29 protein-coding genes and 1 pseudogene are annotated in these 24,741 nt (G+C 34.5%); 19 read left to right on the forward strand and 11 right to left on the reverse strand.

All coding sequences use genetic code 11. The annotated features are described in order from the left end of the window. Positions 1 to 463: 463 nt before the first annotated feature. The 3 genes from KBP50_RS18090 to KBP50_RS18100 are packed head-to-tail and all read right to left on the reverse strand — an operon-like array spanning position 464 to position 1,989. Complete coding sequence (locus KBP50_RS18090) at positions 464 to 772, reverse strand: nucleotidyltransferase domain-containing protein (protein ID WP_128743408.1); 309 nt, start codon at positions 770 to 772, stop codon at positions 464 to 466. After that, positions 705 to 1,097 carry a hypothetical protein gene (locus tag KBP50_RS18095; RefSeq protein WP_139325377.1) on the reverse strand — a complete coding sequence of 131 codons (393 nt, stop codon included), beginning with the start codon at positions 1,095 to 1,097 and terminating at the stop codon, positions 705 to 707. Before KBP50_RS18095 ends, KBP50_RS18090 begins: the two co-directional genes overlap by 68 nt. Then, positions 1,090 to 1,989, reverse strand: coding sequence for an SMEK domain-containing protein (locus KBP50_RS18100; RefSeq protein WP_050351803.1), 900 nt, complete (start codon positions 1,987 to 1,989; stop codon positions 1,090 to 1,092). The genes KBP50_RS18095 and KBP50_RS18100 overlap by 8 nt, the downstream gene beginning before the upstream one ends. 168 nt (positions 1,990 to 2,157) lie before the next feature. Between KBP50_RS18100 and KBP50_RS18105 the strand changes: the two genes are divergently transcribed. From KBP50_RS18105 to KBP50_RS18170, 14 genes are all read left to right on the forward strand, one after another. Next, positions 2,158 to 3,249: a DNA cytosine methyltransferase gene (locus tag KBP50_RS18105; protein ID WP_236691406.1), complete on the forward strand. Its 1,092-nt coding sequence runs from the start codon at positions 2,158 to 2,160 to the stop codon at positions 3,247 to 3,249. Positions 3,250 to 3,332: 83 nt separating this feature from the next. Next, the gene (locus KBP50_RS18110) at positions 3,333 to 3,536 is read left to right on the forward strand and encodes a hypothetical protein (protein WP_050351804.1); all 204 of its coding nucleotides are present in this window, start codon (positions 3,333 to 3,335) and stop codon (positions 3,534 to 3,536) included. A 107-nt stretch (positions 3,537 to 3,643) separates the two neighbouring features. Then, on the forward strand, positions 3,644 to 3,958 hold the full coding sequence (locus tag KBP50_RS18115) for a YdcP family protein (protein WP_050351805.1): 315 nt from the start codon (positions 3,644 to 3,646) through the stop codon (positions 3,956 to 3,958). A gap of 13 nt (positions 3,959 to 3,971) precedes the next feature. Beyond that, positions 3,972 to 4,352, forward strand: a complete 381-nt coding sequence (locus tag KBP50_RS18120; protein ID WP_050351806.1) for a YdcP family protein — start codon at positions 3,972 to 3,974, stop codon at positions 4,350 to 4,352. After that, entirely contained in the window at positions 4,352 to 5,692 is a 1,341-nt protein-coding gene (locus KBP50_RS18125; RefSeq protein WP_050351807.1) for an FtsK/SpoIIIE domain-containing protein, read from the forward strand. Before KBP50_RS18120 ends, KBP50_RS18125 begins: the two co-directional genes overlap by 1 nt. 211 nt (positions 5,693 to 5,903) lie before the next feature. Then, complete coding sequence (mobT, locus tag KBP50_RS18130) at positions 5,904 to 7,106, forward strand: MobT family relaxase (RefSeq protein ID WP_050351808.1); 1,203 nt, start codon at positions 5,904 to 5,906, stop codon at positions 7,104 to 7,106. A 126-nt stretch (positions 7,107 to 7,232) separates the two neighbouring features. After that, positions 7,233 to 7,454, forward strand: coding sequence for a hypothetical protein (locus KBP50_RS18135; protein ID WP_050351809.1), 222 nt, complete (start codon positions 7,233 to 7,235; stop codon positions 7,452 to 7,454). A 165-nt stretch (positions 7,455 to 7,619) separates the two neighbouring features. Then, complete coding sequence (locus tag KBP50_RS18140; RefSeq protein ID WP_050351810.1) at positions 7,620 to 8,120, forward strand: antirestriction protein ArdA; 501 nt, start codon at positions 7,620 to 7,622, stop codon at positions 8,118 to 8,120. 72 nt (positions 8,121 to 8,192) lie between these two features. Next, complete coding sequence (locus KBP50_RS18145; protein ID WP_050351811.1) at positions 8,193 to 8,585, forward strand: conjugal transfer protein; 393 nt, start codon at positions 8,193 to 8,195, stop codon at positions 8,583 to 8,585. Next, complete coding sequence (tcpF, locus tag KBP50_RS18150) at positions 8,569 to 11,022, forward strand: conjugal transfer ATPase TcpF (protein ID WP_050351812.1); 2,454 nt, start codon at positions 8,569 to 8,571, stop codon at positions 11,020 to 11,022. Before KBP50_RS18145 ends, tcpF begins: the two co-directional genes overlap by 17 nt. Further along, positions 10,976 to 13,201, forward strand: a complete 2,226-nt coding sequence (locus KBP50_RS18155) for a CD3337/EF1877 family mobilome membrane protein (RefSeq protein ID WP_412768164.1) — start codon at positions 10,976 to 10,978, stop codon at positions 13,199 to 13,201. Before tcpF ends, KBP50_RS18155 begins: the two co-directional genes overlap by 47 nt. Positions 13,202 to 13,209: 8 nt before the next feature. Then, positions 13,210 to 14,220 (forward strand): bifunctional lytic transglycosylase/C40 family peptidase, encoded by a 1,011-nt coding sequence (locus KBP50_RS18160; RefSeq protein ID WP_050353466.1) that lies wholly within the window; start codon positions 13,210 to 13,212, stop codon positions 14,218 to 14,220. A 15-nt stretch (positions 14,221 to 14,235) separates the two neighbouring features. Beyond that, a complete protein-coding gene (locus KBP50_RS18165) occupies positions 14,236 to 15,153 on the forward strand; it encodes a conjugal transfer protein (RefSeq protein ID WP_050351814.1) in 918 nt (305 codons plus the stop codon). Positions 15,154 to 15,422: 269 nt separating this feature from the next. Next, positions 15,423 to 15,653, forward strand: a complete 231-nt coding sequence (locus KBP50_RS18170; RefSeq protein WP_050351815.1) for a hypothetical protein — start codon at positions 15,423 to 15,425, stop codon at positions 15,651 to 15,653. A gap of 89 nt (positions 15,654 to 15,742) precedes the next feature. Here KBP50_RS18170 and KBP50_RS18175 read toward each other — a convergent pair whose 3' ends face one another. Further along, positions 15,743 to 16,093: a hypothetical protein gene (locus tag KBP50_RS18175; protein ID WP_050351816.1), complete on the reverse strand. Its 351-nt coding sequence runs from the start codon at positions 16,091 to 16,093 to the stop codon at positions 15,743 to 15,745. A gap of 178 nt (positions 16,094 to 16,271) precedes the next feature. Between KBP50_RS18175 and KBP50_RS22550 the strand changes: the two genes are divergently transcribed. Next, positions 16,272 to 16,433, forward strand: coding sequence for an aspartyl-phosphate phosphatase Spo0E family protein (locus KBP50_RS22550; RefSeq protein WP_076362025.1), 162 nt, complete (start codon positions 16,272 to 16,274; stop codon positions 16,431 to 16,433). A 280-nt stretch (positions 16,434 to 16,713) separates the two neighbouring features. Here KBP50_RS22550 and KBP50_RS18185 read toward each other — a convergent pair whose 3' ends face one another. The 4 genes from KBP50_RS18185 to KBP50_RS18200 all read right to left on the reverse strand — a co-directional run bounded on the left by KBP50_RS18185 (position 16,714) and on the right by KBP50_RS18200 (position 18,323). After that, the gene (locus tag KBP50_RS18185; RefSeq protein ID WP_050351817.1) at positions 16,714 to 17,064 is read right to left on the reverse strand and encodes a helix-turn-helix domain-containing protein; all 351 of its coding nucleotides are present in this window, start codon (positions 17,062 to 17,064) and stop codon (positions 16,714 to 16,716) included. Next, the gene (locus KBP50_RS22835) at positions 17,028 to 17,333 is read right to left on the reverse strand and encodes a transposase family protein (RefSeq protein WP_050351818.1); all 306 of its coding nucleotides are present in this window, start codon (positions 17,331 to 17,333) and stop codon (positions 17,028 to 17,030) included. The genes KBP50_RS18185 and KBP50_RS22835 overlap by 37 nt, the downstream gene beginning before the upstream one ends. A gap of 235 nt (positions 17,334 to 17,568) precedes the next feature. Then, the gene (locus KBP50_RS18195) at positions 17,569 to 18,003 is read right to left on the reverse strand and encodes a hypothetical protein (protein WP_236691407.1); all 435 of its coding nucleotides are present in this window, start codon (positions 18,001 to 18,003) and stop codon (positions 17,569 to 17,571) included. Between the two features lie 14 nt (positions 18,004 to 18,017). Continuing rightward, complete coding sequence (locus tag KBP50_RS18200) at positions 18,018 to 18,323, reverse strand: PadR family transcriptional regulator (RefSeq protein ID WP_050351820.1); 306 nt, start codon at positions 18,321 to 18,323, stop codon at positions 18,018 to 18,020. Between the two features lie 570 nt (positions 18,324 to 18,893). Between KBP50_RS18200 and KBP50_RS18205 the strand changes: the two genes are divergently transcribed. From KBP50_RS18205 to KBP50_RS18215, 3 genes are all read left to right on the forward strand, one after another. Further along, a complete protein-coding gene (locus KBP50_RS18205) occupies positions 18,894 to 19,355 on the forward strand; it encodes a MarR family winged helix-turn-helix transcriptional regulator (protein ID WP_050351821.1) in 462 nt (153 codons plus the stop codon). A 468-nt stretch (positions 19,356 to 19,823) separates the two neighbouring features. Continuing rightward, complete coding sequence (locus KBP50_RS18210; RefSeq protein WP_050351822.1) at positions 19,824 to 20,702, forward strand: permease; 879 nt, start codon at positions 19,824 to 19,826, stop codon at positions 20,700 to 20,702. A gap of 12 nt (positions 20,703 to 20,714) precedes the next feature. Then, complete coding sequence (locus KBP50_RS18215; protein ID WP_169770796.1) at positions 20,715 to 20,879, forward strand: hypothetical protein; 165 nt, start codon at positions 20,715 to 20,717, stop codon at positions 20,877 to 20,879. 195 nt (positions 20,880 to 21,074) lie between these two features. On the opposite strand, the gene merA is transcribed toward KBP50_RS18215, so the two are convergent. Next, positions 21,075 to 22,715, reverse strand: a complete 1,641-nt coding sequence (gene merA, locus KBP50_RS18220; protein WP_050351823.1) for a mercury(II) reductase — start codon at positions 22,713 to 22,715, stop codon at positions 21,075 to 21,077. A gap of 29 nt (positions 22,716 to 22,744) precedes the next feature. Further along, a complete protein-coding gene (gene merR / locus KBP50_RS18225; RefSeq protein ID WP_050351824.1) occupies positions 22,745 to 23,143 on the reverse strand; it encodes a mercury resistance transcriptional regulator MerR in 399 nt (132 codons plus the stop codon). 172 nt (positions 23,144 to 23,315) lie between these two features. Between merR and KBP50_RS18230 the strand changes: the two are divergent. Beyond that, a pseudogene (locus KBP50_RS18230) lies at positions 23,316 to 24,272 on the forward strand (arsenic resistance protein). 41 nt (positions 24,273 to 24,313) lie between these two features. On the opposite strand, the gene arsC reads toward KBP50_RS18230, so the two are convergent. Next, positions 24,314 to 24,733 carry an arsenate reductase (thioredoxin) gene (gene arsC, locus KBP50_RS18235; protein ID WP_050351825.1) on the reverse strand — a complete coding sequence of 140 codons (420 nt, stop codon included), beginning with the start codon at positions 24,731 to 24,733 and terminating at the stop codon, positions 24,314 to 24,316. Positions 24,734 to 24,741 lie beyond the last annotated feature (8 nt).

The following is a 24,741-nucleotide window of genomic DNA, read 5'->3' on the forward strand; positions in this document are numbered from 1 at the left end:
TTCCACACGACAATCCAAATACCAAAAAATTTCCCTGCCAAAATTCAGTGTAAAAACAAAATTCCCTGCCAAAATTTTTTATTGGCAGGGTTTTTGGCAGGGAACTATATTATTTTTTATCAATTTATCCGTTTTAGCTTAGGACAAATGCTGTTAAATCAGCGTTCTCTCTTCAAATCAAGTTAGCCTCTTATTCCCACTCTACTTTCACGGTGTTAGATATAGAGCAATATCATTGATTATAAAGGGTTTTAAAGAAGTATCAATCTATATAAATTGATATAAAAAAATAAAATAATGCAATTTTAATGCAATAAATGCAAATCGCAATTCAGAGTTATTACTATAAAAATTTGATATCTTTTACAAAAGACGTTTCAATTGAAGCGTCTTTTTTAATGAGGATAGAGAAATAACAGAACAATAGAATTAGGTTTCTACTTTATTTATATCTCTTAATTAACTAAAGGAGTTTCTTATAGTTGATTTGATCAAGATAGAGCAGTTGACGTTCTTCTTTATTTGACAGAAGAACTATGTCTATCGGTATTCCTAATATTTTTTGTAACTGAATCCGTAATGTTCTTCTTAGCCGAATAAGCTTGATAATTTCTTTGTAAGATCTATTTCTATATACAATCAATAAGTCAATGTCATTTGGAGTTTGTGTATTTAGAGATGAACCAAATTGATAAATACTAATCTCATCGAACTCCATCGTAATATTTTTCTCCATCATGATATCCAGAAAAATACTCTTCAGGTTTTGCAAAGTTAAGTGCTCCCATCAATTCACCAAATAAAAACAGTCCTTTACCTATGCTTTGAGAGTATTCCTTAGCTTCAAGAGTATATCCATTCCATGATGAAATAGTTACAATGGCATCGATATCATAAGTGCTAGAAAACTCCATTACATCTGCCAAACTAACAGTATATATATTGGTAAGATATATTTTATAATTCCGTCCATCATCCAATTCAATAGAATAATAATATTCATTTAGTTTTTTTAAATCTATTACTTTATTATGTTGTCTTATAGACTTTTCAAAAAAGTCAATACTTTCAGGTCTAGGGATATCACTACTATTCACCATCTGAATCACCATTTTCTAAGATAATATTGGTAATCATTTTACTAAATGATTGGGGAAAAGTCTTGTAAGCGGTGCGATCAATACGATTGGTATGATTAAGTTCAAAAATTTGTACATGCTCTTCGAATTCAATAAAAATTTCAAACTCAGAAGTAGTAAACAGTGAACTGTTTTGATGAAATAACTCCACTATTTCATCGTTGTTTTTAAAAATTTCTTTTTTCCGTTCATCCCAAGTCGTTTTTACAGACATACTTAGGGGATTACGTATTGCTGTTTCAGAGTATGGACCAAAATTACTCCATATTAAAAAGTTTCTTTTCAGTAACAAGTTAACTTTATCACATATTTCTACCTTCATATCTGATTTTTCTATGAGTTGGAGTAAAGGTATTTCTTTTCTTACGAACTTTAAAATTTCCGACTGTTCTGAGAGCGAGAGAGACATAAATTTTTCTACCAAATCTTTTGTTAAATAAATATCCTTAACTGGATCGAACTTGACTTTATATGGATTAGAAAATTCATTTGATTTTATCCTAGGATTTTCTTTACCTATAAAAATAAATTGGATTCGATAATCCTCTAAACTATACTGCTTAAGAATTTCTTTTTTTAACGTGTTTTCAATTTTTTGTTTAGTACAGGTCGCTGAAACTTGGATAATTAGTTTGTTACCTTTATCTATTAGGTCAATAGCTTCATGGTTAGATTTTTCAAAGTTTGCATTCGTAAGCTCTAAACCAAAAAGTAAATTAAATAAGTGATAAAAAAAGTTTTCGGAATGGACTGATAGATCATTTAAATTTAATTTTCCTAACAATTCAACTTTTCTATTTAAAAAGACTAAATGTTCACTAAATAGTTTCACGTTTTCTATTCGTTTCATTCTTGAATTATTCCTCCGTTTTAATTTTTGAGTGAACTTTATTACCTTGGAGACTATCAAAACAATTATTGTATAAAACATCTATATATCCCGTTTAGAATTTCATAACATAATTGAATGACATCTAAATAGAGGGAATTAGATTATAAGATTAGGAGTGAAATACACTTGATAGATAAAATGCTTAAAAAGAATTATAACACAAATTTTAAAATCGGTAGCCTTTTTGATGGAATTGGTGTCTTCCCCCTCTCTGCTTCCCGTTTTGGAATTAATCCAATATGGGCAAGTGAGATTGAAAAAGCACCTATCTCTATTACAAAACGCCATTTCCCTGACATGCTCCATCTCGGAGATATAACAAAAATAGATGGTGGGAAAATACCACCTGTCCATATCATTACCTTTGGTTCACCCTGTCAAAACTTATCCAATATCGGTAAACGAGAAGGTCTTACAGGAAGTCAATCTAGTTTATTTTATCATGCGATACGAATTATCGAAGAAATGAGGTGTGCAACGAATGGAGCATATCCAATTATCGCTGTTTGGGAAAACGTCATGGGAGCTTTTTCATCAAATAACAGGTTGGATTTTAAAGCCGTGTTGGAGTCGTTCACAAATACCGAAATTCCAATGCCTACTTCTGGAGTCTGGGCAAAAGCAGGAATGGTCCGAGGGAATGAAATTGATGTGTGCTGGCGCGTGTTGGATGCCCGATATTGGGGAAATCCCACACTTCCTCAAAGAAGAAGACGTATCTTCCTCGTGGCAGATTTTAGAGGAAAACGTGCCAAAGAAATATTATTTAAAACCCGCGAACTGCAATCATTTCCTGCGTCTGGCAGAGAAAGCAGGCCAACCTCCACCGCAGCCAGTCGAAGGTCTTCTGAAAAAGCAAGGAGGAAAATACCCGTCGTCCGTCCCTTTCAAGAAAGACGTATGCGAAGTACCGCAAAAGACAAAAACAAATCAGGATTCATTGGAAGTTTCGGACGGACAAATGACCCTTTCCCAACTTTGTTAGCTGGTTCAGTCAATAACTTTTCTTTTTGGTATGAAGGGAAAGAAAATGAAGGTTATATCCGACAACTCACTCCATTAGAATGTGAACGTTTAATGGGATTACCAGAGGGCTGGACAGCTATTGGAAATAAGGGTGAAGTCATTAGTGATTATGCGAGATATAAAGCAATTGGAAATGCGATTGCCGTACCATGTGCAGAATATATCATGGCTGGTATTGCAGAAAATTTATAGCAAATCAATTTTTGAGCATGTTGGATTATTCTCGTCTGACGTGCTTTTTTTTATGAGCGAAAACGTAGAAAGGAGAAAGGTGCATGATGTCCTTGAATGAACAAGAGGTTTATGAAGAAAAAGTTATGGAATGGATCGATGATCATTTTATTATGAATGAAATTGAGATTGAAGACTTTCCGTTTTTTCCTCATGGGAAATTGATACGGGATGAGAATGGAGAAACAATGGTTGTATTTTGGTGTGTCATTTATGGACGTGTGGATTATCGTTTACAAGAAGCATAGGAGTGATTGACAAATGAAGATATATTTTTCTCGTTCCCCTCCCTTCTGCCCTTGCTTTCCATATGAATAAATAAACAAAAATTAAAACAAGAAAAGAGGTTTATATGATGGAATTAAAACATGTCATTCCAAATATGGAAAAGACGTTTGGAAATTTAGAATATGCAGGTGAAGGCAAAGTTGAACAGCGACGGATTAATGGACGCATGACCACTCTTTCTAGGAGCTATAATCTATATTCCGATATTCAACGTGCAGATGATATTGAGGTGGTTCTTCCCCAAGAAGCAGGAGAAAAGTTCTTTGAACATGAGGAAAAAGTAAAACTAGTCAATGCAAGAATCACCGCAGAGGGATATAAAATTGGAGAACGTGGTTTCACAAACTATATTTTACATGCAGATGACATGGTAAAAGCATAAGGAGGAAAAAGAGATGAGATTAGCACAAGGTATTGTTATAGATAAGGAAAAGACATTTGGTTTATTAAAATTCTCCGCATTACGACGAGAAGTGTTTCTTCAAAATGAAGATGGTACGGTTTCAACCGAGGTAAAGGAACGCACGTATGACTTAAAATCTCGTGAACAAGGTCGTATGATTCAAGTGAGTATTCCTGCTTCCGTTCCCTTAAAAGAATTTGATTATAATGCAGAAGTAGAAATCATTAACCCCGTCGCCGATACGGTCGCAAACGCAACATTTCGTGGCGCAGATGTGGATTGGTATATAAAAGCAGATGATTTAGTCTTAAAGGGAAAAGCAGGAACATCAAGCAGTAATGCTTCAAAAGCTACACCAATTAAGGATAAATAATGAAACCTTTACGAAGACGAGGGAAACGAATTCGACCTAGTGATGCTTCCCTCCTCTTTCAATTTTTATTCAGCCGGTTATTTGTTGTATGGCTTATCCCTTTTACACTTTTTCATCTGTCTTTTTTATTATCTACGGAATGGAAGCTATCGTTATTTCAAGAGCATTTTATAAGTTCTTATGGATTAGTAACATTCCTTATAAGTATTGCTATAACAGGGATATGTGCTTACCTTTATTATCGTTATCGGTATGATCGTATCAGACAGGTTATTCATCGTCAGAAACTCGCTAAAATGATTCTGGAAAACGGATGGTATGAAACGAAACAAGTACAATCAAGTAGCTTCTTTAAGGACATACCAAATGGAAAAGCAAAAGATAAAATTAGTCACTTTCCTAAAATGTACTATCGGCTTGAAGAAGGATTGCTTCATATTCAAACAGAAATCACATTGGGAAAATATCAAGAGCAGTTACTAAACCTCGAAAATAAACTGGAAAGTGGTTTGTACTGTGAGTTGGTATCGAAAGAATTACATGATTCCTTTGTAGAATATATCTTGCTCTATGACACAATTAATAGCCGGATTTCTATTGATGAAGTAATCGCACAAAATGGTAGCTTAAAGCTGATGGACTCGATGTATTGGGAATATGATAAACTCCCGCATATGTTAATTGCTGGCGGAACAGGTGGTGGAAAAAGTTATTTTATTCTTACATTGATTGAAGCGCTACTCAAAACAGATGCAAAATTGTATATTTTAGATCCGAAAAATGCCGATTTAGCGGACTTAGCCACTGTGATGCCTGACGTGTACTACAAAAAGGAAGATATGATAACTTGTATCGATGAGTTTTATGAATCTATGATGGCTCGTAGTGAAGAAATGAAACAGATGCCTAATTATAAAACAGGAGAAAACTATGCTTATTTAGGCTTATCTCCCCACTTTTTAGTTTTTGACGAGTACGTAGCTTTTATGGAAATGCTTGCTTCTAAGGAAAATACGGCCGTATTAACCAAGCTAAAACAGATTGTTATGTTAGGGCGTCAAGCTGGATTCTTCCTTATTCTTGCTTGTCAACGACCAGATGCAAAATATCTTGGGGATGGAATAAGGGATCAATTTAACTTTCGAGTAGGATTAGGCAGAATGAGTGAGCTTGGGTTTGGTATGCTTTTTGGTTCAGACGTACAAAAACAATTTTTCTTAAAACAGATCAAAGGCCGAGGGTATGTCGATAAAGGGGATAGTGTGATTTCCGAATTTTATACACCTCTTGTCCCAAAAGGTCATGATTTTCTAAAAGAAATTGGAAAGTTAGTGTCATAAAGGCTGCCCAGTGCGGTGGCGTGCAACGCGTAAGCCGCCGTGCTGGGCGAAGCCTGCGTGGCGACAGCCACGCTTTACCCCCCGTTTCTAACAGGGGGGTAGAAAAACATTAAAAAACAGAAAAAAAGAGCTCTAAACCCAGTAGGCACAATGGTTTGAAGCACATCACAAAGATGTCAACTTTTTCCCTTTAGTTGACATCTTTTTTTAGTTGGGAGGAATGCACATGAATGAAGTACCTTGGTATCAACAATTAAAGGAAAAACGATTGGCATACGGCGTATCGCAAAATAAATTGGCTGTTCATATTGGCATTTCAAGGCAATATATGAGTGAAATTGAAACAGGAAAAGTAACTCCGACTCAAACATTACAACATGCGATGTTCGATATTTTAGAACAATTTAATCCAGATGCACCTTTGGAAATTTTGTTTGACTATGTACGGATTCGATTTTTAACGACAAATCCGAAGCCTGTCATTGAAGATATTTTGAAACTCAAAATGGAGTACATGATTCATGAAGACTTTGCGTTTTATTCCTACATGGAACAATACGTTTTTGGTGATATTGTCGTCATGGTTTCACCTGATGAGGACAAAGGATGCTTACTTGAACTGAAAGGAAAAGGATGTCGCCAATTTGAGAATTTCTTATTAGCCCAACAGCGAACATGGTTTGATTTTTTTATGGATGTATTTCGTGTTGGCGGTGTATTTAAACGAATTGACCTTGCGATCAATGATAAAACAGGCATATTGGATATTCCGTTTTTGACGAACAAATGTCGTAATGAAGAATGTATCTCTGTGTTTCGTAGTTTTAAAAGCTATCGTTCGGGTGAACTGATCCATGGTGAAGAAAAACGAGATATGGGCAATACGTTATATATTGGTTCATTAAAAAGTGACGTGTATTTTTGCGCCTATGAGAAGGATTACGAACAATATGTAAAACATGGCACATCACTTGAAGATACAGAGGTAAAAAATCGTTTTGAAATTCGCTTAAAAAATGATCGTGCGTATCATGCGATTGTTGATTTAATGACCTATGAAGATGCTGGACGAACGGCCTTCTCCATCATTAACCGGTATATACGTTTTGTCGATAAAGATGAGAAAAAACGTCGCAGTAGTTGGAAAATGAACAAAGAATGGCAGCGTTTTTTGGATTTAGGTGTAGACAGAAAAATTTCTTTAACAACAAAACCTGAACCTTACACATTCGATAAAACACTTAGATGGTTGGCACGTCAAGTCGCCCCTACTTGGAAACTAGCGACTAAGCTCGATGAAATCAATCAAACAACGGTGATAAAAGATATGTTAGATCAGGCAAAGTTAACTAAGCGTCATCAACAATTGTTGATGCAACAGGCGCTTGCAACAGAAGAAGTGATTAAACGATAGATTGGAGAGATTCCATGAAGCTATTGAAGTACATTTTTATCACCATCATAGGTGGTGTCATTTTATGGTTTATCGAATGTATGCGTCAAGTAACAAAATATTAAAAGACGGAAGGAGAAATGAAAATTGAATTTTGGCCAAAATTTGTACAACTGGTTTTTAAGTAATGCACAATCGCTAGTATTGATGGCAATTGTTGTTATCGGGATTTATTTAGGATTTAAGCGTGAATTTTCTAAGCTGATTGGCTTTTTGATTGTTGCCTTAATTGCGGTGGGATTAGTCTTTAATGCAAGTGGTGTGAAAGACGTATTGTTAAACCTATTCAATCGAATCATAGGGTCTTAAATTGTACCGTTTTTTTGTGAAAGATAAGTGGTCTTCTTATGTTTTACAAAAAAATGGTGGACCAAACGATAGTGCGGTAGGGATTAACAAGCCTATTTTGTGTACCAGCAGATAATAAGCTGCTGCTTTTTTATTTCTATTTTCAAGAAAAGGAAGTGCAATGATATGGAAATGCAAGTTTTTATAACCAATCTCGGTAAGTATAATGAGGGTGAAATCATTGGTTCTTGGTTTAGACCACCAATTGATATGGAAGAAGTAAAAGAACGGATCGGCTTGAATGGAGAATACGAAGAATATGCTATTTTCGATTATGACCTCCCCTTTGAAATTGGTGAATATACACCTATTTCCGAAGTGAACCGTTTATGTGCAATGGTCGCAGAAATTGAGGGTACGCCACTTTATGATTCTCTTTCCGAAGTTCAAAGCTATTGGTTTAACAGTATAGAAGAATTGCTAGAGAATCAAGATGATATTATGTATTATCCTGATTGTGAGGATATGGCAGATGTTGCTAGGTATTTCGTAGAGGAAACAGGAGCACTTGGGGAAGTTCCTGCCAATCTACAAAACTATATTGATTATGAAGCTTTTGGACGCGACCTAGAAATAAGCGGTAATTACCTTGTTACATCACATGGTGTCTTTGAGTATCTTGGGTAAATAAATATGTTATAAAATTGTGAAACAGTCTGTCTATATGCAGGCTGTTTCGCTTTTTTGAAAGGAGAACGTATGAAAAAACTAAAAAGCTATACTCGAATTTGGTCCGTAGAAAAAGTGATTTACGCGATCAATGACTTTCGACTTCCCTTTCCAGTGACCTTTAATCAAATGGCATGGTTTGTACTCTCTCTTTTGATCGTGATGTTACTAGGGAATCTCCCTCCCCTCTCTTTGATTAATGGGGCGTTATTAAAATATGTTGGAATACCAGTTGGTTTGACTTGGTTTATGAGTCAAAAAACATTTGACGGTAAAAAACCGTATCGCTTTCTCAAGTCCGTATTGACTTACTTTTTCCGACCTAAAGTGACCTATGCGGGAAAACCTATCAAATTACAACGAATGAAGATTAATGAAGCTATTACTACTGTGAGGAGTGAAGTCCATGCGTTATCCGATTAAATATCTTGAAAACAATCTTGTTTTTAACCATGACGGCGAATGTTTTGCGTATTATGAGCTATTGCCATATAACTATTCGTTCCTTTCACCAGACGAAAAAATACAGGTACATGACCACTTCCGTCAATTAATTGCCCAAAACCAAGATGGAAAAATTCATGCCCTGCAGATTAGTACCGCAAGTAGTATTCGGTCTGTCCAGGATCGAAGTAAAGAATTAGTATCGGGAAGGCTACAAGACGTTGCTTTTGAACGGATTGACGACCAAACAGAAGCGCTTGTTTCAATGATTGGTGAACATCAAGTAGACTATCGTTTCTTTATCGGTTTTAAACTGTTACTCAATGAAGAAGAAGTCAGTATGAAATCGGTTGGGAAATCAATAAAAAATTCACTTTCTTCATTTGTCCGTGATGTAAACCATCACCTGATGGGAGATTTTGTTTCCATGCCGCATGAAGAAGTGAGACGTTTCTCTAAAATGGAATCTTTATTACAAAACAAAATAGCTAGACGTTTTAAGATCCGCCCTTTAAATAAAAATGATTTTGGATACCTAATTGAACATCTTCATGGGCAATCAGACATTGCTTATGAGGAATATGATTATCCTCTCTCTCTAAAGAAGTTAAAAAAAGAAACGTTAGTGAAGCGGTATGACCTAATTAAACCGACTCGCTGTTTAATGGAAGAAAACCAACGTTATTTAAAAATCGAACAGGAAGAACAAACAACGTATGTGACCTACTTTACGATTAATTCGATTGTTGGTGATTTGGAATTTCCATCGGATGAAATCTTTTATTACCAGCAACAACAATTCGATTTTCCAATCGATACGTCCATGAATGTCGAAATTGTCACGAACAAAAAAGCATTATCTACCGTACGAAATAAGAAAAAGGAATTAAAAGACTTGGATAATCATGCTTGGGAATCTGATAACGAAACAGGAAACAATGTCATCGATGCTTTGGAACAGGTGAATGAATTAGAGGATGTGCTCGACCAAACGAAAGAATCGATGTATAAGTTAAGCTATGTCATTCGAGTATCTGCCCCCAATTTAGACGAACTCAAACAACGTTGTAATGAGGTGAAAGATTTTTACGACGATTTGAATGTAAAACTTGTTCGCCCATTTGGAGATATGATCGGTTTACACAGTGAATTTATTCCTTCAAGTAAGCGTTATATGAATGACTATATTCAATATGTGACGTCTGATTTTCTTGCAGGGCTTGGATTTGGAGCAACACAAATGTTAGGAGAAACGGAAGGGATTTATTTTGGCTATAACCTAGATACAGGAAGAAATGTATACCTTAATCCAAGCCTAGCCAGTCAAGGTATAAAAGGTTCGGTCACCAATGCGTTAGCTTCTGCCTTCTTAGGTTCACTGGGTGGCGGGAAATCGTTTAGTAATAACCTACTTGTCTATTATGCCGTTCTCTTTGGAGGACAAGCCCTGATTGTTGATCCAAAGGCAGAACGAGGAAATTGGAAAGAAACATTGCCTGAAATTGCACATGAAATAAATATTGTTAATTTAACTAGTGATGATGCCAACAAAGGACTACTTGACCCTTTTGTCATTATGAAAAAGAAAAAGGATTCGGAAAGTCTTGCGATTGATATTCTTACCTTCCTTACAGGCATATCCAGTCGGGATGGAGATAAATTCCCTGTATTACGACGAGCGATTCGGGCAGTCGGTCAACAAGAAGAACGCGGCTTGCTTCTTGTGATTCATGAATTAAGAAGTGATCCTAATCCATTAGCTGGTCCTATCGCTGACCATATCGAAAGTTTTACCGATTATGACTTTGCCCACCTCCTCTTTTCCGATGGAACGGTGAAAAACTCGATTAGTTTAGAAAAACAATTAAATATCATTCAAGTAGCGGATTTAGTGTTACCAGACGCAGAAACAACTTTTGAAGAATATACAACAATGGAACTGCTTAGTGTCGCTATGCTGATTGTCATTTCTACCTTTGCATTAGACTTTATCCATTCGGATCGCAGTATTTTTAAAATCGTCGATTTGGATGAAGCCTGGTCCTTCCTGCAAGTTGCACAAGGAAAGACTTTATCTAACAAACTAGTACGTGCAGGGCGTGCCATGAATGCCGGTGTCTACTTTGTTACCCAGAATGCTGCGGATTTAACGGATGAAAAATTAAAAAATAATATCGGTGTGAAGTTTGCTTTTCGTTCCAGAGATATCAATGAAATTAAAAAGACACTTGAATTCTTTGGAGTAGATAAAGAAGATGAAGCGAATCAAATGCGACTACGGGAACTCGAAAATGGACAATGTTTGATGCAAGACTTATATGGACGTGTAGGTATTATTCAAGTCCACCCTGTCTTTGAAGATTTATTCCATGCTTTTGATACGCGACCACCTATTAGAGAAAAGGAAGCGAGGTGACAATATGAACAAACAAAAAATAAAGAAGATTATTCTAACGGTGGTACTCATTGGTGCTGCCGTTTTTTTATTGCTTCTTTTTCTTGGAACATTCGCACAAGCTGCTGGTTTAGTGGATGATACCGTATCGGAAGACAATTTGTATTCCAAATATGCTCTTGACCATTACCAGCTTGATTTTTACGTTGACACAGGTTGGGATTGGCTGCCATGGAATTGGAATGATGGCATTGGAAAACAGGTCATGTATGGCTTATATACAATCACCAACTTTATTTGGATTATTAGCCTGTATTTATCAAATGCGACAGGTTATTTAATTCAACAAGCCTATTCACTGGATTTCATTTCACAAACGGCAGATGCCATCGGGAAGAATATGCAAACATTGGCTGGGATTACGGCAAGCGGTTTTAGCAGTTCGGGATTTTATGTAGGCTTCTTGCTTCTTTTCATTTTGGTGATTGGCATTTACGTGGCTTATACAGGATTAATGAAACGAGAAACCACAAAAGCCATTCGGGCGATCCTAAATTTTTTAGTCGTGTTTATTTTGTCTGCTTCTTTTATCGCCTACGCTCCAACATATATCAGTAAAATCAATGATTTTTCTGCTGATATAAGTCAAGCAAGTTTAGATTTAGGAACCAAAATCTTAATGCCTAGCTCTACTAGCCAGGGAAAAGATAGTGTGGATATGATACGGAATAACCTCTTTTCTATTCAAATAGAGCAACCATGGATGCTCTTGCAGTTTGATGAATCGGATAAAGAAACGATTGGTGAAGATCGCGTTGATACGTTAGTTTCCATTAGTCCAGACGCCAATAACGGAAAAGACCGGGAAGATGCTGTCAAAACAGAGATTGAAGATCATGACAATAAAAATTTAACGATTACAAAGACCACGACACGTTTAGGAATGGTCTTCTTTTTATTTCTATTCAACATTGGAATTTCGATTTTTGTGTTTCTTCTATCGGGCATTATGATTTTCTCACAAATTCTGTTTATTATTTATGCGATGTTTTTACCTATTAGTTTTTTACTGTCCATGATACCTACCTTTGAAAACATGGGAAAACAGGCGATTATGAAATTGTTTAATGTGATTATGCTTCGTGCTGGGATTACATTAATCATTACCGTTGCTTTTAGTATTTCTTCCATGCTTTACAGTTTAACAACGAGTTATCCATTTTTCTTGATTGCCTTCTTACAGATTGTGACGTTTGCGGGCATTTACATGAAACTTGGTGACATTATGAGCATGTTTAAACTACAAAGTAGTGACTCACAACAAGTCGGCCGTCAAGTCATGCGTCGTCCTTATCGCATGTTTAATCGGGGTAGTCGGCGATTACAAAGAACAATCGGACGCACCCTTGCAGGCGCAACAGCTGGAGCAACGGTCGGGGCAATGGTCGGGAAATCAAAGCAAACAAAAGGTTCCTTCTCCCCTATTCGACCATTACAACGGCTAACATCAACTACAAAAAATAACAAAGAACGTTCAAATGCCAATACAAAACCAATCTCTTTGAGCCAAAGAGTAGGTCAAGTCACAGGAAAAGTGCTTGGTGCGAAAAAGCAGTTGCGTGCAAATATCAAGTATCGTAAAGATCAGCTACATGATTTACCTACTACTACTCAATATGCGGTTATGCAGGGAAAAGAACAACTTACAAAACCTGCCCGCGATTTTAAAGAAGGGATGAAACAAGCAAAAGAAAAAAGACAGCAAGTAAATAAAGTACGTGAAGCAAAACATCGTCAAACCATTGCAGATAGGCGGCAAGCACTGGACAAAAAGCATACTCCTTCTCGAAAGACTACCAGTCATGAACGGCCAGTTATGCAAAATGTCAATGAATCTGTACATCAAGATCGATTAAAGAAACCAGCTGTTCAACAAAAAGAAAAAACATGGCCTGTCACAAAAAGCGAGCATAGGAAGCAATTCAAATTACAACGACAATTATCGAGTCCAGATAGAAAAGGACATTATACTAATCATCCCAAACAACCTGTTAAAAAAGAAAGCCGATTTCCCAATGAAGAACGTTCTCGACCAAAAAATAGTCGGACAATCATCAAGCGTCCTTCTAAACCGTTGAAAAATACAAACCAGAAACAAATTATGAAGCGTCCAATCCATGCAACTAGGAGGGAACGCTAATGAAAATCATGAGATTAAAGGTTATGTTCATTGCTTTGGGATTAGTCTTTCTTGCCTTTTTAGGATTATTGGCCTTTGTAGCGATTTTTATATCGAATGAAGAACACTCATCAGATAGTGATGATTTCATTGATAAGATAGGCGGTATATCGGTTTCTCCGGATGTGTTAAAACATCAAGCAATGGTAGAAAAATATGCGACAGAATATGGCATTCTTGAGTATGTTTCGACACTACTTGCCATTATTGAAGTGGAAAGCGGTGGCAAGTTAAAAGATGTGATGCAGAGTAGTGAATCGTTGGGATTACCACCAAACACATTGGATACCGAAGCATCGATTCAACAAGGAACAAAATACTTTTCAGATTTATTACGTTCCGCAAAAGCAAGTGGTGTCGATGAGAATGCAGTCATTCAGGCTTACAATTATGGTGCTGCTTTTATCGATTATGTCGCAAAACGAGGGAGCTCTTACTCTTTTGAATTAGCTGAAAGCTTTGCGAGGGAACGTTCGGGCGGCAGCAAAACTACTTACTCCAATCCAATAGCCGTAAAGAAAAATGGGGGCTGGCGTTATCTTTACGGCAACATGTTTTATGTTGATTTAGTGAGTCAGTATTTCATTTCACCTCAATTTGATGATGAAATGGTTCAGATGGTCATGAATGAAGCCTTAAAGTATGAAGGTTTCCCCTACGTTTTTGGTGGTGCGAATCCGAACACTTCTTTTGATTGTAGCGGACTAACACAATGGAGTTATCGGAAAGCTGGGATTAACTTACCACGTACAGCACAGCAACAATATGACGTGACCGAACATATTCCTCTATCTCAAGCAAAACCGGGTGATTTAGTATTTTTTCATTCCACGTATAACGCGGGTACGTATGTTACTCATGTTGGGATATATATTGGAAATAATCAGATGTATAATGCAGGCGATCCGATTGGTTATGCGGATTTGACGTCTTCTTACTGGCAAAAGCACTTAATTGGAGCTGGACGGATTAAACATTAGAAAGGGTTGGAATAGATGAAAAGATTCTTTAAGAAAAAAGAAAAACAAACACTAGAAACAAAATCTAAAAAACTGAAAGTACGGACTGTTGGAACACGAAAAAAATCAGTGATTATGTTATGGATACTATTGATTAGCAGCCTTGCCTTTGGAATATACAAAAACTTTACAGCGATTGACCAGCATACGGTTCATGAAAAAGAAATCATTGAAACCAAGATGGTGGATACAAGTGCAATAGAGAGCTTTACGAAAAACTTTGTGAAAGATTACTACACGTGGCAAAATAAAAAAGAATCCATTGAGCAGCGTACAGAAAAGATCAATGATTATTTGACAGAGAATTTACAAGCTTTAAATACTGATACTGTAAGAGATGATATTCCTACCAGTTCCAGTGTAGGTGATATAAATATTTGGTCGATATCGCAAGAAAATGAGGATACCTATACGGTTGTTTATTCGGTAGAACAAAAAATCACAGAAGATAAAAATAGTGAGTGGGTTCGCTCCACCTATCGTATTCTAGTTTATCAAGATAAATTGGGAAGCCTAGTTATTACACAAAATCCTACCTTGTGGAGCATACCGACAAAATCTGATTATGAACCCAAACAGCCTGAAAGCAATGGCACGATTGATTCTGATACTGTACAGGAAGTAACAGAGTTTTTGGAAACGTTTTTTGCGTTTTATCCTACTGCGACGGATAAAGAACTTGCTTATTATGTGAAAAACAATACCTTACCACCGATTGGTAAGGATTATTTATTTTCAGAGTTAGTCCATCCAATATTTCAGACAGTAAATCATCAAATAAAAGTTTGGGTTACTGTTAAATATATTGATGAAGCAACGAAAGCCACACATTTTTCGCAATATATACTCACATTAGAAAAAGATACAAATTGGATGATTGTAGAATGTAAATAATCTAGTACATTTACATGTATAAAAATACACCACTTAATTATCAGAAAAAGAATAAGTGGTGTATCTTATTATGCTTATTTATAAATAACTCAAAGTAAAAGTTGACACACTAAAAGAATTCATTGTTTTTCATTTGCAAATTTACTTCATACGACTGACAAATATTTCTTATCTCCTTTGTAGGCTGACTTTCCGTTTTAATGCGCGATATAATAACTGAAACTTTTATAAGTATGCGTAAGGAATTAGGCTAAGAAAGGAGGGATTAGATGATTAAAGATAATGAAAAAGAACGTTTATTAACGCATAAATTAAATCAAAAATTGTCCTTTTCAGAAATAGAAGAAAAACTAGTGAAAGTCACTTATGGTTTGATGGCAGACAATGTGTATACAATAGACAACGCAATTCCTGAATTGATCAGGATTATTAATCTACTTGAGCTCGAACAGCAAGCTATCATGCTTGAAATTAACCGTATATTTGAATTATCTGATTAATCATTATTCGAATCTATCATTTAAAAAAGTATCAAAAAATAAATAGAGTGAAAAATTATTCACTCACAATTATAAAGATTTATTGTAGCTCAAAGACTTTTATCCTTTTTTCCTACGTGTTCAGCCTCTATTTCTGTGCTTAACTCAGGATATTTTTTCTTGAACGATTTTATTATTTTCGTGATTTTACTGAATGCATACCTTTCTACTTCATGATAAGGAATCCATATTTCTCTATCTTCATTTTTTTTATACAGAGATGAAATCACTTCGTCACGGTGATGAGCAGAAAGCTTTCTAGTGGTACGTCTCTCCTTCATTTTATCATGGTAAAGGTTAAACAGTTCTGTAGCAATCCACTCTTTTTGACTTTGTTTCAGTTGTGAAAAACGTTTGTTGGTTTGAAGAATCTTTCCATTTATCTTTATATGATTTTTCATGTCCACACCTTCCAACTTTTACATACTATTTTATTTGAAAATTTCTATTTTTTAATAAGTGACCTTTATTATATCAAAATGGGTGAATTCTATGAACAATTGGCAGTTTAGTTACACAATCCGGAAATCTAGGATATATACGAAAAAAAAGATTTTTGTATTACAAAAGGAGTAAAAAATGAAATCAAAAAAGGAATTATGCCTAAAAATTAAGTCTTTAAAAATCAAGATGATTCAAACCGGTAATAAAAAGGGCATGAATCATCCTTTAACTATACAGATCAGCCAAAAGCTAGACAAGTTAATTAATGAATATATGAAATTGACACAACACAAATAGTGTTGCCTGAAAATATGGCAATGTTATTGGTTATGTTAAATGATATTTTTAATGCTCAATGTTTAAATACCTTCAAATAAGTAACATTTTTACATAGATATGACAGCTTCACTATTTTCTATAAGACATTTTACAGTTCAGGATCGGTGTTTCTGCCAAATGCTGAAACAATCTAACTATTAAAAATCTCAATTGAGATTTTTAAATAGATATTTAAACTCACTTCAACATAAACTACTCTAAACGATTCAGTCTACGGTTAGGAGATATGCCTTAAATCTTAATAATATGCCCAGACAAGTTCAACTTTATCAATGTCTTTGAGCCTTGAAAGGTAACTGATAGCCACATCTTTATTACGTTTTCGTAAAATGTCAATTACCGACTTGTTTTCAACATCTGTAACGACAAAACGATAGTTTTTTAACAAATGAACTTCATCAAGACCAAGCCATTTAGGAGTTCTAAACTTTGTTTGTGCTTCAAGTTCAGCAACATAGTCATTGAAGATGTTACGTACAGTCTTTTCATCAACGCCTATTTCGTCAGCAACACTGGTGAATGTCTTTTCAAGGCTCGATTCTTGAATCCAATCTATAAGTCTATTAGTAACTGAACGATTGACATCCATATCAGAAGGTTTTCAAAAAACGTTTCATTACGTTCTCTACATTTATACCGTTGTCGTTTAACATAAATTCCAACACGATTTGCATGCATTGGTAGATCGAAAAATAATTGTTGTTTTGAGCCATGCTTGTATAAATTTGCAACAGTACCACACTTTGGACAGTGTGAGGGAAGTGAGGATGCCGTTTCTACTAAAAATCGGTAGTCATCCATACTCTCTTTCATAGGAATAATTTTAAGATTTGGTAGATTAAGCATATTTTTTAACATTTATTCTTTCCTTTACTAATGTTTATCGACTCTTTACTGAAACTCATTTTAAAAGATCCAATTACCTATGTTATGTAATAGTCAAAATTATAAAATCAAAAAAGAATCCGCTTTGATAAAAGAAAATGTTCAAAATGGATTCTTTTTGAAACTAATTAATACATATCAAATGTTTCTGAATGAGAGAGAAAAACCATGTAACTTGTAATTCAATATTTGGATAACTTATTTAAAGTTAATTTATTAACACTAAAAATGTTGTAATGCAAACTGCATAAACCCCCATTAAACCAAGTGACGTTTTAGATAATTTTGTTTTAAGAGAAAAACCTTCTTTCACTCCAAACTTAAATAAACTAACAATAAAGGTTACAATCGCTAAGAATAAAGAAAGCATAGCAATCAACACCGCAAACATTGCAACTTGTTCCACCAAAATAACCTCCTTTAATGGGTTCACTTTCAAAATAATAAATACGTTGATTAAGGTAATTAGAACTAATGCTTGGCTTATACGATATCCGTAAATATCTCTTTCACTTAGCTCTATATGCCAAGCATCAATTATACCTAAAAGTAAGTCGATCACTGTTTTAAATGACTTATCTGTTTGATTTAATACCTCAATTAATTCGTTACCATATCTTCTTCTCCAACTTTTAGGGTACATATAGACAAGCCACTTCATACTAAACCAAGCCTTTTCAACCCAAGTGAAGTTACTTTTTGAATTTCTTTAATTTGCTCAGTTAAATATATTTGTCCTTCCTCTGTCAACTTGTAAGGCTTTTTACGATCTTGTGATTCAAGTACACTTATATACCCTGATTTCTCCAAACGTGTAATGGCTCCGTATAATGTACCTGGGCCTAACTTGATATCATAATTTTCCTCAATATCCTCCATAATTGCATAGCCATGACGATTTTTTTCAGCAAGACTTATCAAAATAAACAATGAAGGTTCCGAGAATTTGCTTTTTTTAACCATACTCTCACTCCCTTACAATAATTATTACGCATTGCGTTATATCGTATAACGTAATAATAAATCATACTTAAGATAAAGTCAATAAAATAAAAATATTTAATTATATTTTTTTGTTTTTAACAGTATTTCCACACGATTATCCGATTTAGTGTTATGTAAACATTAAACCTTACAAATGGGTTTTCCACACGATAATCCGAATACCCGAAAAAAGATACCAATTGGAGAATTATAAAATAAAAGTATTAATATTTCTCCGTTATACAACTTGTTGCGACTATAAAAAATAATATTATCCTATTACATAAACCATTTTCTAAATTTAAGTCATCAATTGTACAAAACTTTGATGCATAGATATGACATGGCTTTTTAAAGCCATCGTATTCACTTTCGTTGATTTATTTACTTTTATTTTTTCAGAAATTAACGATGGCCTTTTTACTAAAGTAATAATAAATTCAAGCTTTTCAGTTGTATTTTGGGTATATTAAGAGTTATAATTAAATCTGCTAATAACAATAGTTGCATAATACATTTAATTATCATATACTACACAAAGGTGATGTAATGAATAAAACAAATCAAAGTATTGAAGAAATGCTTAATTTAATTGTAGTAATATCTAGGCAATTTGGGGTGTTACAGAAGGAGAGTTCACAGTGTTGTGGAATTACAACAATTCAAAGTCACATACTTTATGAAATTAAATGTGCACCTAAGCTGTCCCTTAATGATTTAGCAGAAAAGCTAAATTTAGATAATAGTACAATTAGTCGCCATATTCATGATCTTGTAAAAAAAGATCTTGTATTACGCCAGTCAGATTCTAAAGATCGACGCTTTGTTACATTAGACTTAACAGAACAAGGTGCTGCTCTAGAAAAAGAAATCAGTAATATGATGTTTGCTTGGATTTTGGATATATTAAGTTATCTTCCTAAGGATAAAAAAGAGTCTACATTTTCGGAACTAAAGCTTCTGTCAGAAGCTATAAACAAAAGTAAATATTGTTGTCAGCCTCCTATTTAATGGGATAGTAGGCTTTTTCTTTAACCATTAGTTGCAAAGTACAACTATTGATTATTGCAATCTATATTTTGCATTTTAATAAAAATATAAGGTGGTGATTCTAATAATAGCTTTGAATTTAGTAGGAAAATGTACTTTACAGTAAAGGTAAACTAATGGCAGAATGTTCTATTCATCATCTTGAGACTGCTGAATATTTATTTTAGTGTGTTAAATAAATGAGCTCAATACGTCTTTTAATAAAAGAATTAGTGCAAATTTATTTCTCTGCTACATTTAATATTTTTCCTAGAGGGCTGATTAGGGGATTGGAGTTTCGTTTCAAAGATGTATTTTTTAAATGATATTTTAATAAACGAAGCAAATGCCTTAAATATATTTCTTACTAAACTTTTACTAATGCAAGTAAATTAATTGTTATTTAGTGAAATGCAAAAAAACTGTAATTTAAAAGGAAGGATGTTTCTGATGGATTGGATGGGATTTCTACAAAATTTTTTAGTACTATTTCTAGAATTGACTGCACTGTTTATTGTTATTAGTTTTCTTGTTAGTTTGTTACAACAAGTTGTAACAGAAGAAAAAATAAAGAGTATTTTACAAAAAGGCAATAAAGCAACAGGGTATATATCGGGAACATTATTAGGTGCACTTACTCCATTTTGTTCTTGTTCTACAATACCAATCTTGGCAGGCCTATTAAGTTCTGGTGCTCCTTTTGGACCATCTATATCTTTTTTAATATCGTCACCATTATTAAATCCTGTTATTGTAATTTTATTGTGGAAACTCTTAGGCTTTAAAATAACAGCATTTTATGTCATTTCAATGTTTTTCTTTGCAGTTTTAGCTGGATTAATCTTTAACACTTTAGGTTTAGAAAAACATTTAAGAAATGTAAAAATACGACGTTCTCAAAATGGAGAAGGACAAAAAGAATCGAAATGGATAATCGCTTTAAAAGATGCTTGGAGTTTTTTTTACCCCGTATTACCCTACTTGCTTGTTGGTGTACTCATAGGGGCTGTAATTCATGATTTTATCCCTGCTGATTTTATATCATCTATTGCGGGTAAGGATCATCCATTTGCCATTCCTGTTGCTGCTATAATAGGGATTCCGATGTATATTCGTGTTGAAACCATGATTCCTATTTCCGAAGCATTAGTTAGCAAGGGAATGAGTATGGGGGCTGTAATAGCATTAATTATTGGTGGCGCTGGCGCAAGTCTTCCAGAGATTTTATTATTAAACAAATTATTTAAACCACGGTTATTAACTGCTTTTATCGTATCAATTCTTATCGGTGCCACTGTCACGGGATATATTCTATACTTTACTTTTTAAGGAGGTGATAAGATGAGTAAAGAAAAGAAAGAATCATTTTTCAAAAAAATATTTTCCTCTAATGAGGATTGTTGCTCTGTAGAATTTGAAGAAGTTCAAGAAAAGAATGAAAAGACTCCAAACAAGGACGCGGTTATTAAAAGCGACTCTTCATGCTGCTCTTCAAAAACTGAATAAAATACTGATCTATTCCCTTAAAGAGCAAATCTAATATACCGTCTAATCTTTTTAGACGGTATACATATTATATGCTGTTCCATACGTAAAAAAGTGAGTAATAAATATTTATTATCTGCAACTAGGAGTGAATTATATCCTTCGCACCAAATATTGTTAGGAACATTATTGGCTTTTTTTTACTCCGTTAAACCTTTATCCTGCACAACAAGATAATTTCGATACATCTTTATCAAACGTTAGAGCAGCCAACTTTAATCCTTCTGCCATTGTTAAATAAGGTGCAAGGCTTTCCTTTAAATCCTCAACGGTAAGTCCAAATTTAACTGCCAGTGTCGCTGCATAAATCACATCTCCTGCATTTTCTGAAACCACATGAACTCCTAGTACCTTCAATGTGCTAGCATCTGCCACTAATTTAAATACACCCGTGGTTTCCCGATTAACAATTGCTCTTGGAACTTCATCTAAAGGCAATACAGAGGTTTTGACTTCATATCCTTTTTCTTTGGCTTGTTCTTCAGTTAATCCCACTGTTGCAATTGAAGGATTCGTGAATGTCACAGCTGGAACAACGGATAAATTTATCTTTCGATTTAACTTACCAATTGCATTATCTGCAACAACCCCACCTTCATAAGCTGCCACATATACAAATTGTGATCCTAATGTTACGTCCCCTGCCGCGTAAATTCGTTCATTACTTGTTTGGGCGTATTCATTAATAATAATTTCTTTCTGAGACCCAACTTCAACACCTGCTACACTTAAATTTAATGAATCAGTAATTGGCTTTCTACCTGTAGCAACAAGAATTTGTTCTCCTTCAATAATCCTTTGTTTTCCATTTACCGTCACATGAACTCTTTTCAACTCTCCTTGCTGTTCCACACGTTCAAATGTTGCACCTTTAACAAGATTTATACCTTGTTCAGTTAATGCCTTTTCCACCATTTCTGAAATCTCTGGTTCATGTTCATTTAATAGACGATCACTTCTTTGCATTATTGTAACTTCTGAACCTATGTTATGGAAGAGTTGACCAAGTTCCAATCCAATATATCCTGAACCAATAACAGTTAAACGTTTCGGTACTTTCGTTAAGTTAAGTAACGTTGTACTTGTTAAGTAATCCACTGCTTTTAGTCCCTGAATTGATGGTATAGATGGAGAAGCGCCTGTGGCAATTAAAAAGCGTTTAGCAGACAGTTCTTTACCATTTACTGTAACTGTATGTTCATCAATAAATCTCGCTTCACCCTCAATTAATTCAAATCCATATTCATCAATTAAATTAATATATTTTTGATTTCGCAGTTCATTTATTAACTCATTTTTTTGGTTAACCAAAGAAGCTAAATCCACTTCTCCAGCAGATGTCGACAACCCTGTAAATGGGTTGATTTTTACTAAATCATTAACCTCTCCAGCTCGAAGAAGTGTTTTTGATGGAACACAACCGATATTTACACATGTTCCTCCAACGATTCCGCGCTCAATCATCGCAACTTTCGCACCGTACTCTACTGCTTTAATTGCGGCTGAAAAGGCAGCAGCACCAGAACCAATGATAATGAAATCATAATCTTCCTCATCACTTGAAACTACTTTTTCTTGTAGTGACACTTCCTCTATTATTCCAAGTTGATATTTTGTGTCAATAATGGCTCTTTTTGCTTGTTCAATTGCAATATTATAGGGAAGGTCAAATACAGCTTCGTCCCATCGAAAACTTACTTCAATGTTTTTTGCTCCTACATTTTCAAGTGCTAGTTTTACATGCTCTTCACAACTTGTACACGTCATTCCCTGAATGGTAATCCGAAATTTTTTCATGTTCAATCCTCCATCGTATTAAAATAGATTTACTTATCGATTAAAGTTTCAATAATCGGGCATTCATGTAGTTCCTTTTGATTTGGGCAACGTTCTTTTAAATCTTTCAACATATGTTCAATCTGTTTTAGATCCTTAATTTGCTGTTGAACTTCTTTTGCTTTTTTTGAAACAAATTCAAACAAATCTGCACATCGGGCTTCATCTTTATCTACAACCCCAAGTAGTTTATGAATTTCATTTAATGAAAATCCAAGTTCTTGCATTCGTTTGATAAACCCAACTCGGTTAACAGCATCTTCTGAATATATTCGATATCCAGATTTTGTTCGAGCGGGTTCTTGTATTAAACCTTTTCGTTCGTAATATCTAATGGTTTCTTTATTTACATCACATTTATTTGCAAATTCACTAATACGATAACTCACGGTATCACCCCATAAAAGAAGTATAAACCCTGTACTATAGTACAGGGTCAAGTATAATACTTATTTATATCATGTTCAATAGTTGGTATTATCTCAAGAAGAAACTAAGATTATGCTATATGATAAAATCAATACTGTAGTATTAATTCAAACAGGACGTGAAAAAAAGATTATGAGTTTAATTGAAAAGTTATATTCATTCATCATATTTATTTCAGTAATAGTGGGAATTGGCATAGGACAATTTGAAACAGTTAGAGGAAGTGCTGAGTTTTTTATTGTACCACTATTGGTCATCATGCTTTATATTATTTTTTTACAAATTCCTATCGCAGATATAAAATCATCCTTTAAAAACTTGCGGTTTACTTCTTGGACAATCATTATGAATTTTGTTTGGACTCCTATATTAGCATGTATACTGGCAATTCTTTTTTTGTCAGGTCACCCTGCATTATGGATCGGGTTTATTATGTTAATGGTTACCCCATGTACAGATTGGTATTTAATTTTTACAGGAATAGCAAAAGGAAATGTCGCTTTATCGGCTGCTATTTTACCTTTAAATCTTGTATTACAAATTGTGTTGCTACCAATTTATCTTCTTGTTTTTGGTGGAACAACAGGTGTTATTCACCTCTCAGATCTTATAGAAAGTGTTCTAATTGTTTTACTTATTCCATTAGGATTATCTTTTCTAACAAAATATCTTTTACAAAGGAATCGTCAATTTAAAGAAAAGTTATATTCATATATAGGAGCGTTACCAATAATCTTTCTAAGCCTTGCAATTGTAGCTATGTTTGCTGCGCAAGGACAAATACTTATTGACAATTTAGCGTTACTATAGATCATAACTGTCCCCATTCTTTTATTCTTTATAATAAACTTTGTTATTAGTCAAAAGGTTGGCGGTCTTATGAAGTTCAATTATCAAGATAAGGTAAGTTTTAGTATGACTACCCTAGCAAGAAATTCTCCTATCGCTTTGGCTATTGCCATGACAGCTTTTCCAGAAGAACCTTTAATTGCTTTAACTTTAGTTATAGGACCGTTATTGGAGTTACCCATCCTAGCAATGATCACTCAGATGTTATTATTGCTTAAAAACAGAACGATTGTTAAATAATAAAACACCGAAGGACTTATTCAGTCCCTCGGTGTATTTTCCTATTCACCTTCTTCTGCAAACATTTTGATTCTTTGTTCAATCTCATCTCTTACTCTCTGAAAAACAGCCCATTTTTCGTCTTCTGTACCTTCTGCTTTTGCAGGATCATCGAATCCCCAATGCCTTCTTGTAACATGTGGTGGTGTCATTGGACAACTATCTTTTGCATCACCACATAAAGTAATCACAAGATCTGCGTTGTTTAGAATTTCTTTATCAATAATATCAGAAGTTTGAGTAGATATATCAACATCTACTTCTTTCATTGCTTTTACAGCATTAGGGTTTAATCCGTGTGCTTCAATCCCTGCTGAATAAACATCATATTTATCACTTAGATATTTCTTCCCAAATCCTTCTGCGATTTGACTTCTACAAGAATTTCCTGTGCATAGAAAGTAAAGTGTTTTTTTCGACATGATGATTC

The sequence above is a fragment of the Virgibacillus pantothenticus genome, assembly GCF_018075365.1.
Taxonomy (GTDB): Bacteria; Bacillota; Bacilli; order Bacillales; family Amphibacillaceae; genus Virgibacillus; species Virgibacillus pantothenticus.

Coding starts and splice junctions, on each gene's coding strand:
- KBP50_RS18100 (WP_050351803.1), bottom strand. CDS start 1,989: ATGAAACGAATAGAAAACGTGAAACTATTTAGTGAACATTTAGTCTTT.
- KBP50_RS18110 (WP_050351804.1), top strand. CDS start 3,333: ATGATGTCCTTGAATGAACAAGAGGTTTATGAAGAAAAAGTTATGGAA.
- KBP50_RS18115 (WP_050351805.1), top strand. CDS start 3,644: ATGGAATTAAAACATGTCATTCCAAATATGGAAAAGACGTTTGGAAAT.
- KBP50_RS18120 (WP_050351806.1), top strand. CDS start 3,972: ATGAGATTAGCACAAGGTATTGTTATAGATAAGGAAAAGACATTTGGT.
- KBP50_RS18125 (WP_050351807.1), top strand. CDS start 4,352: ATGAAACCTTTACGAAGACGAGGGAAACGAATTCGACCTAGTGATGCT.
- KBP50_RS18140 (WP_050351810.1), top strand. CDS start 7,620: ATGGAAATGCAAGTTTTTATAACCAATCTCGGTAAGTATAATGAGGGT.
- KBP50_RS18145 (WP_050351811.1), top strand. CDS start 8,193: ATGAAAAAACTAAAAAGCTATACTCGAATTTGGTCCGTAGAAAAAGTG.
- tcpF (WP_050351812.1), top strand. CDS start 8,569: ATGCGTTATCCGATTAAATATCTTGAAAACAATCTTGTTTTTAACCAT.
- KBP50_RS18155 (WP_412768164.1), top strand. CDS start 10,976: ATGCTTTTGATACGCGACCACCTATTAGAGAAAAGGAAGCGAGGTGAC.
- KBP50_RS18160 (WP_050353466.1), top strand. CDS start 13,210: ATGAGATTAAAGGTTATGTTCATTGCTTTGGGATTAGTCTTTCTTGCC.
- KBP50_RS18165 (WP_050351814.1), top strand. CDS start 14,236: ATGAAAAGATTCTTTAAGAAAAAAGAAAAACAAACACTAGAAACAAAA.
- KBP50_RS18170 (WP_050351815.1), top strand. CDS start 15,423: ATGATTAAAGATAATGAAAAAGAACGTTTATTAACGCATAAATTAAAT.
- KBP50_RS18175 (WP_050351816.1), bottom strand. CDS start 16,093: ATGAAAAATCATATAAAGATAAATGGAAAGATTCTTCAAACCAACAAA.
- KBP50_RS22550 (WP_076362025.1), top strand. CDS start 16,272: ATGAAATCAAAAAAGGAATTATGCCTAAAAATTAAGTCTTTAAAAATC.
- KBP50_RS18185 (WP_050351817.1), bottom strand. CDS start 17,064: ATGGATGTCAATCGTTCAGTTACTAATAGACTTATAGATTGGATTCAA.
- KBP50_RS22835 (WP_050351818.1), bottom strand. CDS start 17,333: ATGTTAAAAAATATGCTTAATCTACCAAATCTTAAAATTATTCCTATG.
- KBP50_RS18195 (WP_236691407.1), bottom strand. CDS start 18,003: ATGTACCCTAAAAGTTGGAGAAGAAGATATGGTAACGAATTAATTGAG.
- KBP50_RS18200 (WP_050351820.1), bottom strand. CDS start 18,323: ATGGTTAAAAAAAGCAAATTCTCGGAACCTTCATTGTTTATTTTGATA.
- KBP50_RS18205 (WP_050351821.1), top strand. CDS start 18,894: ATGAATAAAACAAATCAAAGTATTGAAGAAATGCTTAATTTAATTGTA.
- KBP50_RS18210 (WP_050351822.1), top strand. CDS start 19,824: ATGGATTGGATGGGATTTCTACAAAATTTTTTAGTACTATTTCTAGAA.
- KBP50_RS18215 (WP_169770796.1), top strand. CDS start 20,715: ATGAGTAAAGAAAAGAAAGAATCATTTTTCAAAAAAATATTTTCCTCT.
- merA (WP_050351823.1), bottom strand. CDS start 22,715: ATGAAAAAATTTCGGATTACCATTCAGGGAATGACGTGTACAAGTTGT.
- arsC (WP_050351825.1), bottom strand. CDS start 24,733: ATGTCGAAAAAAACACTTTACTTTCTATGCACAGGAAATTCTTGTAGA.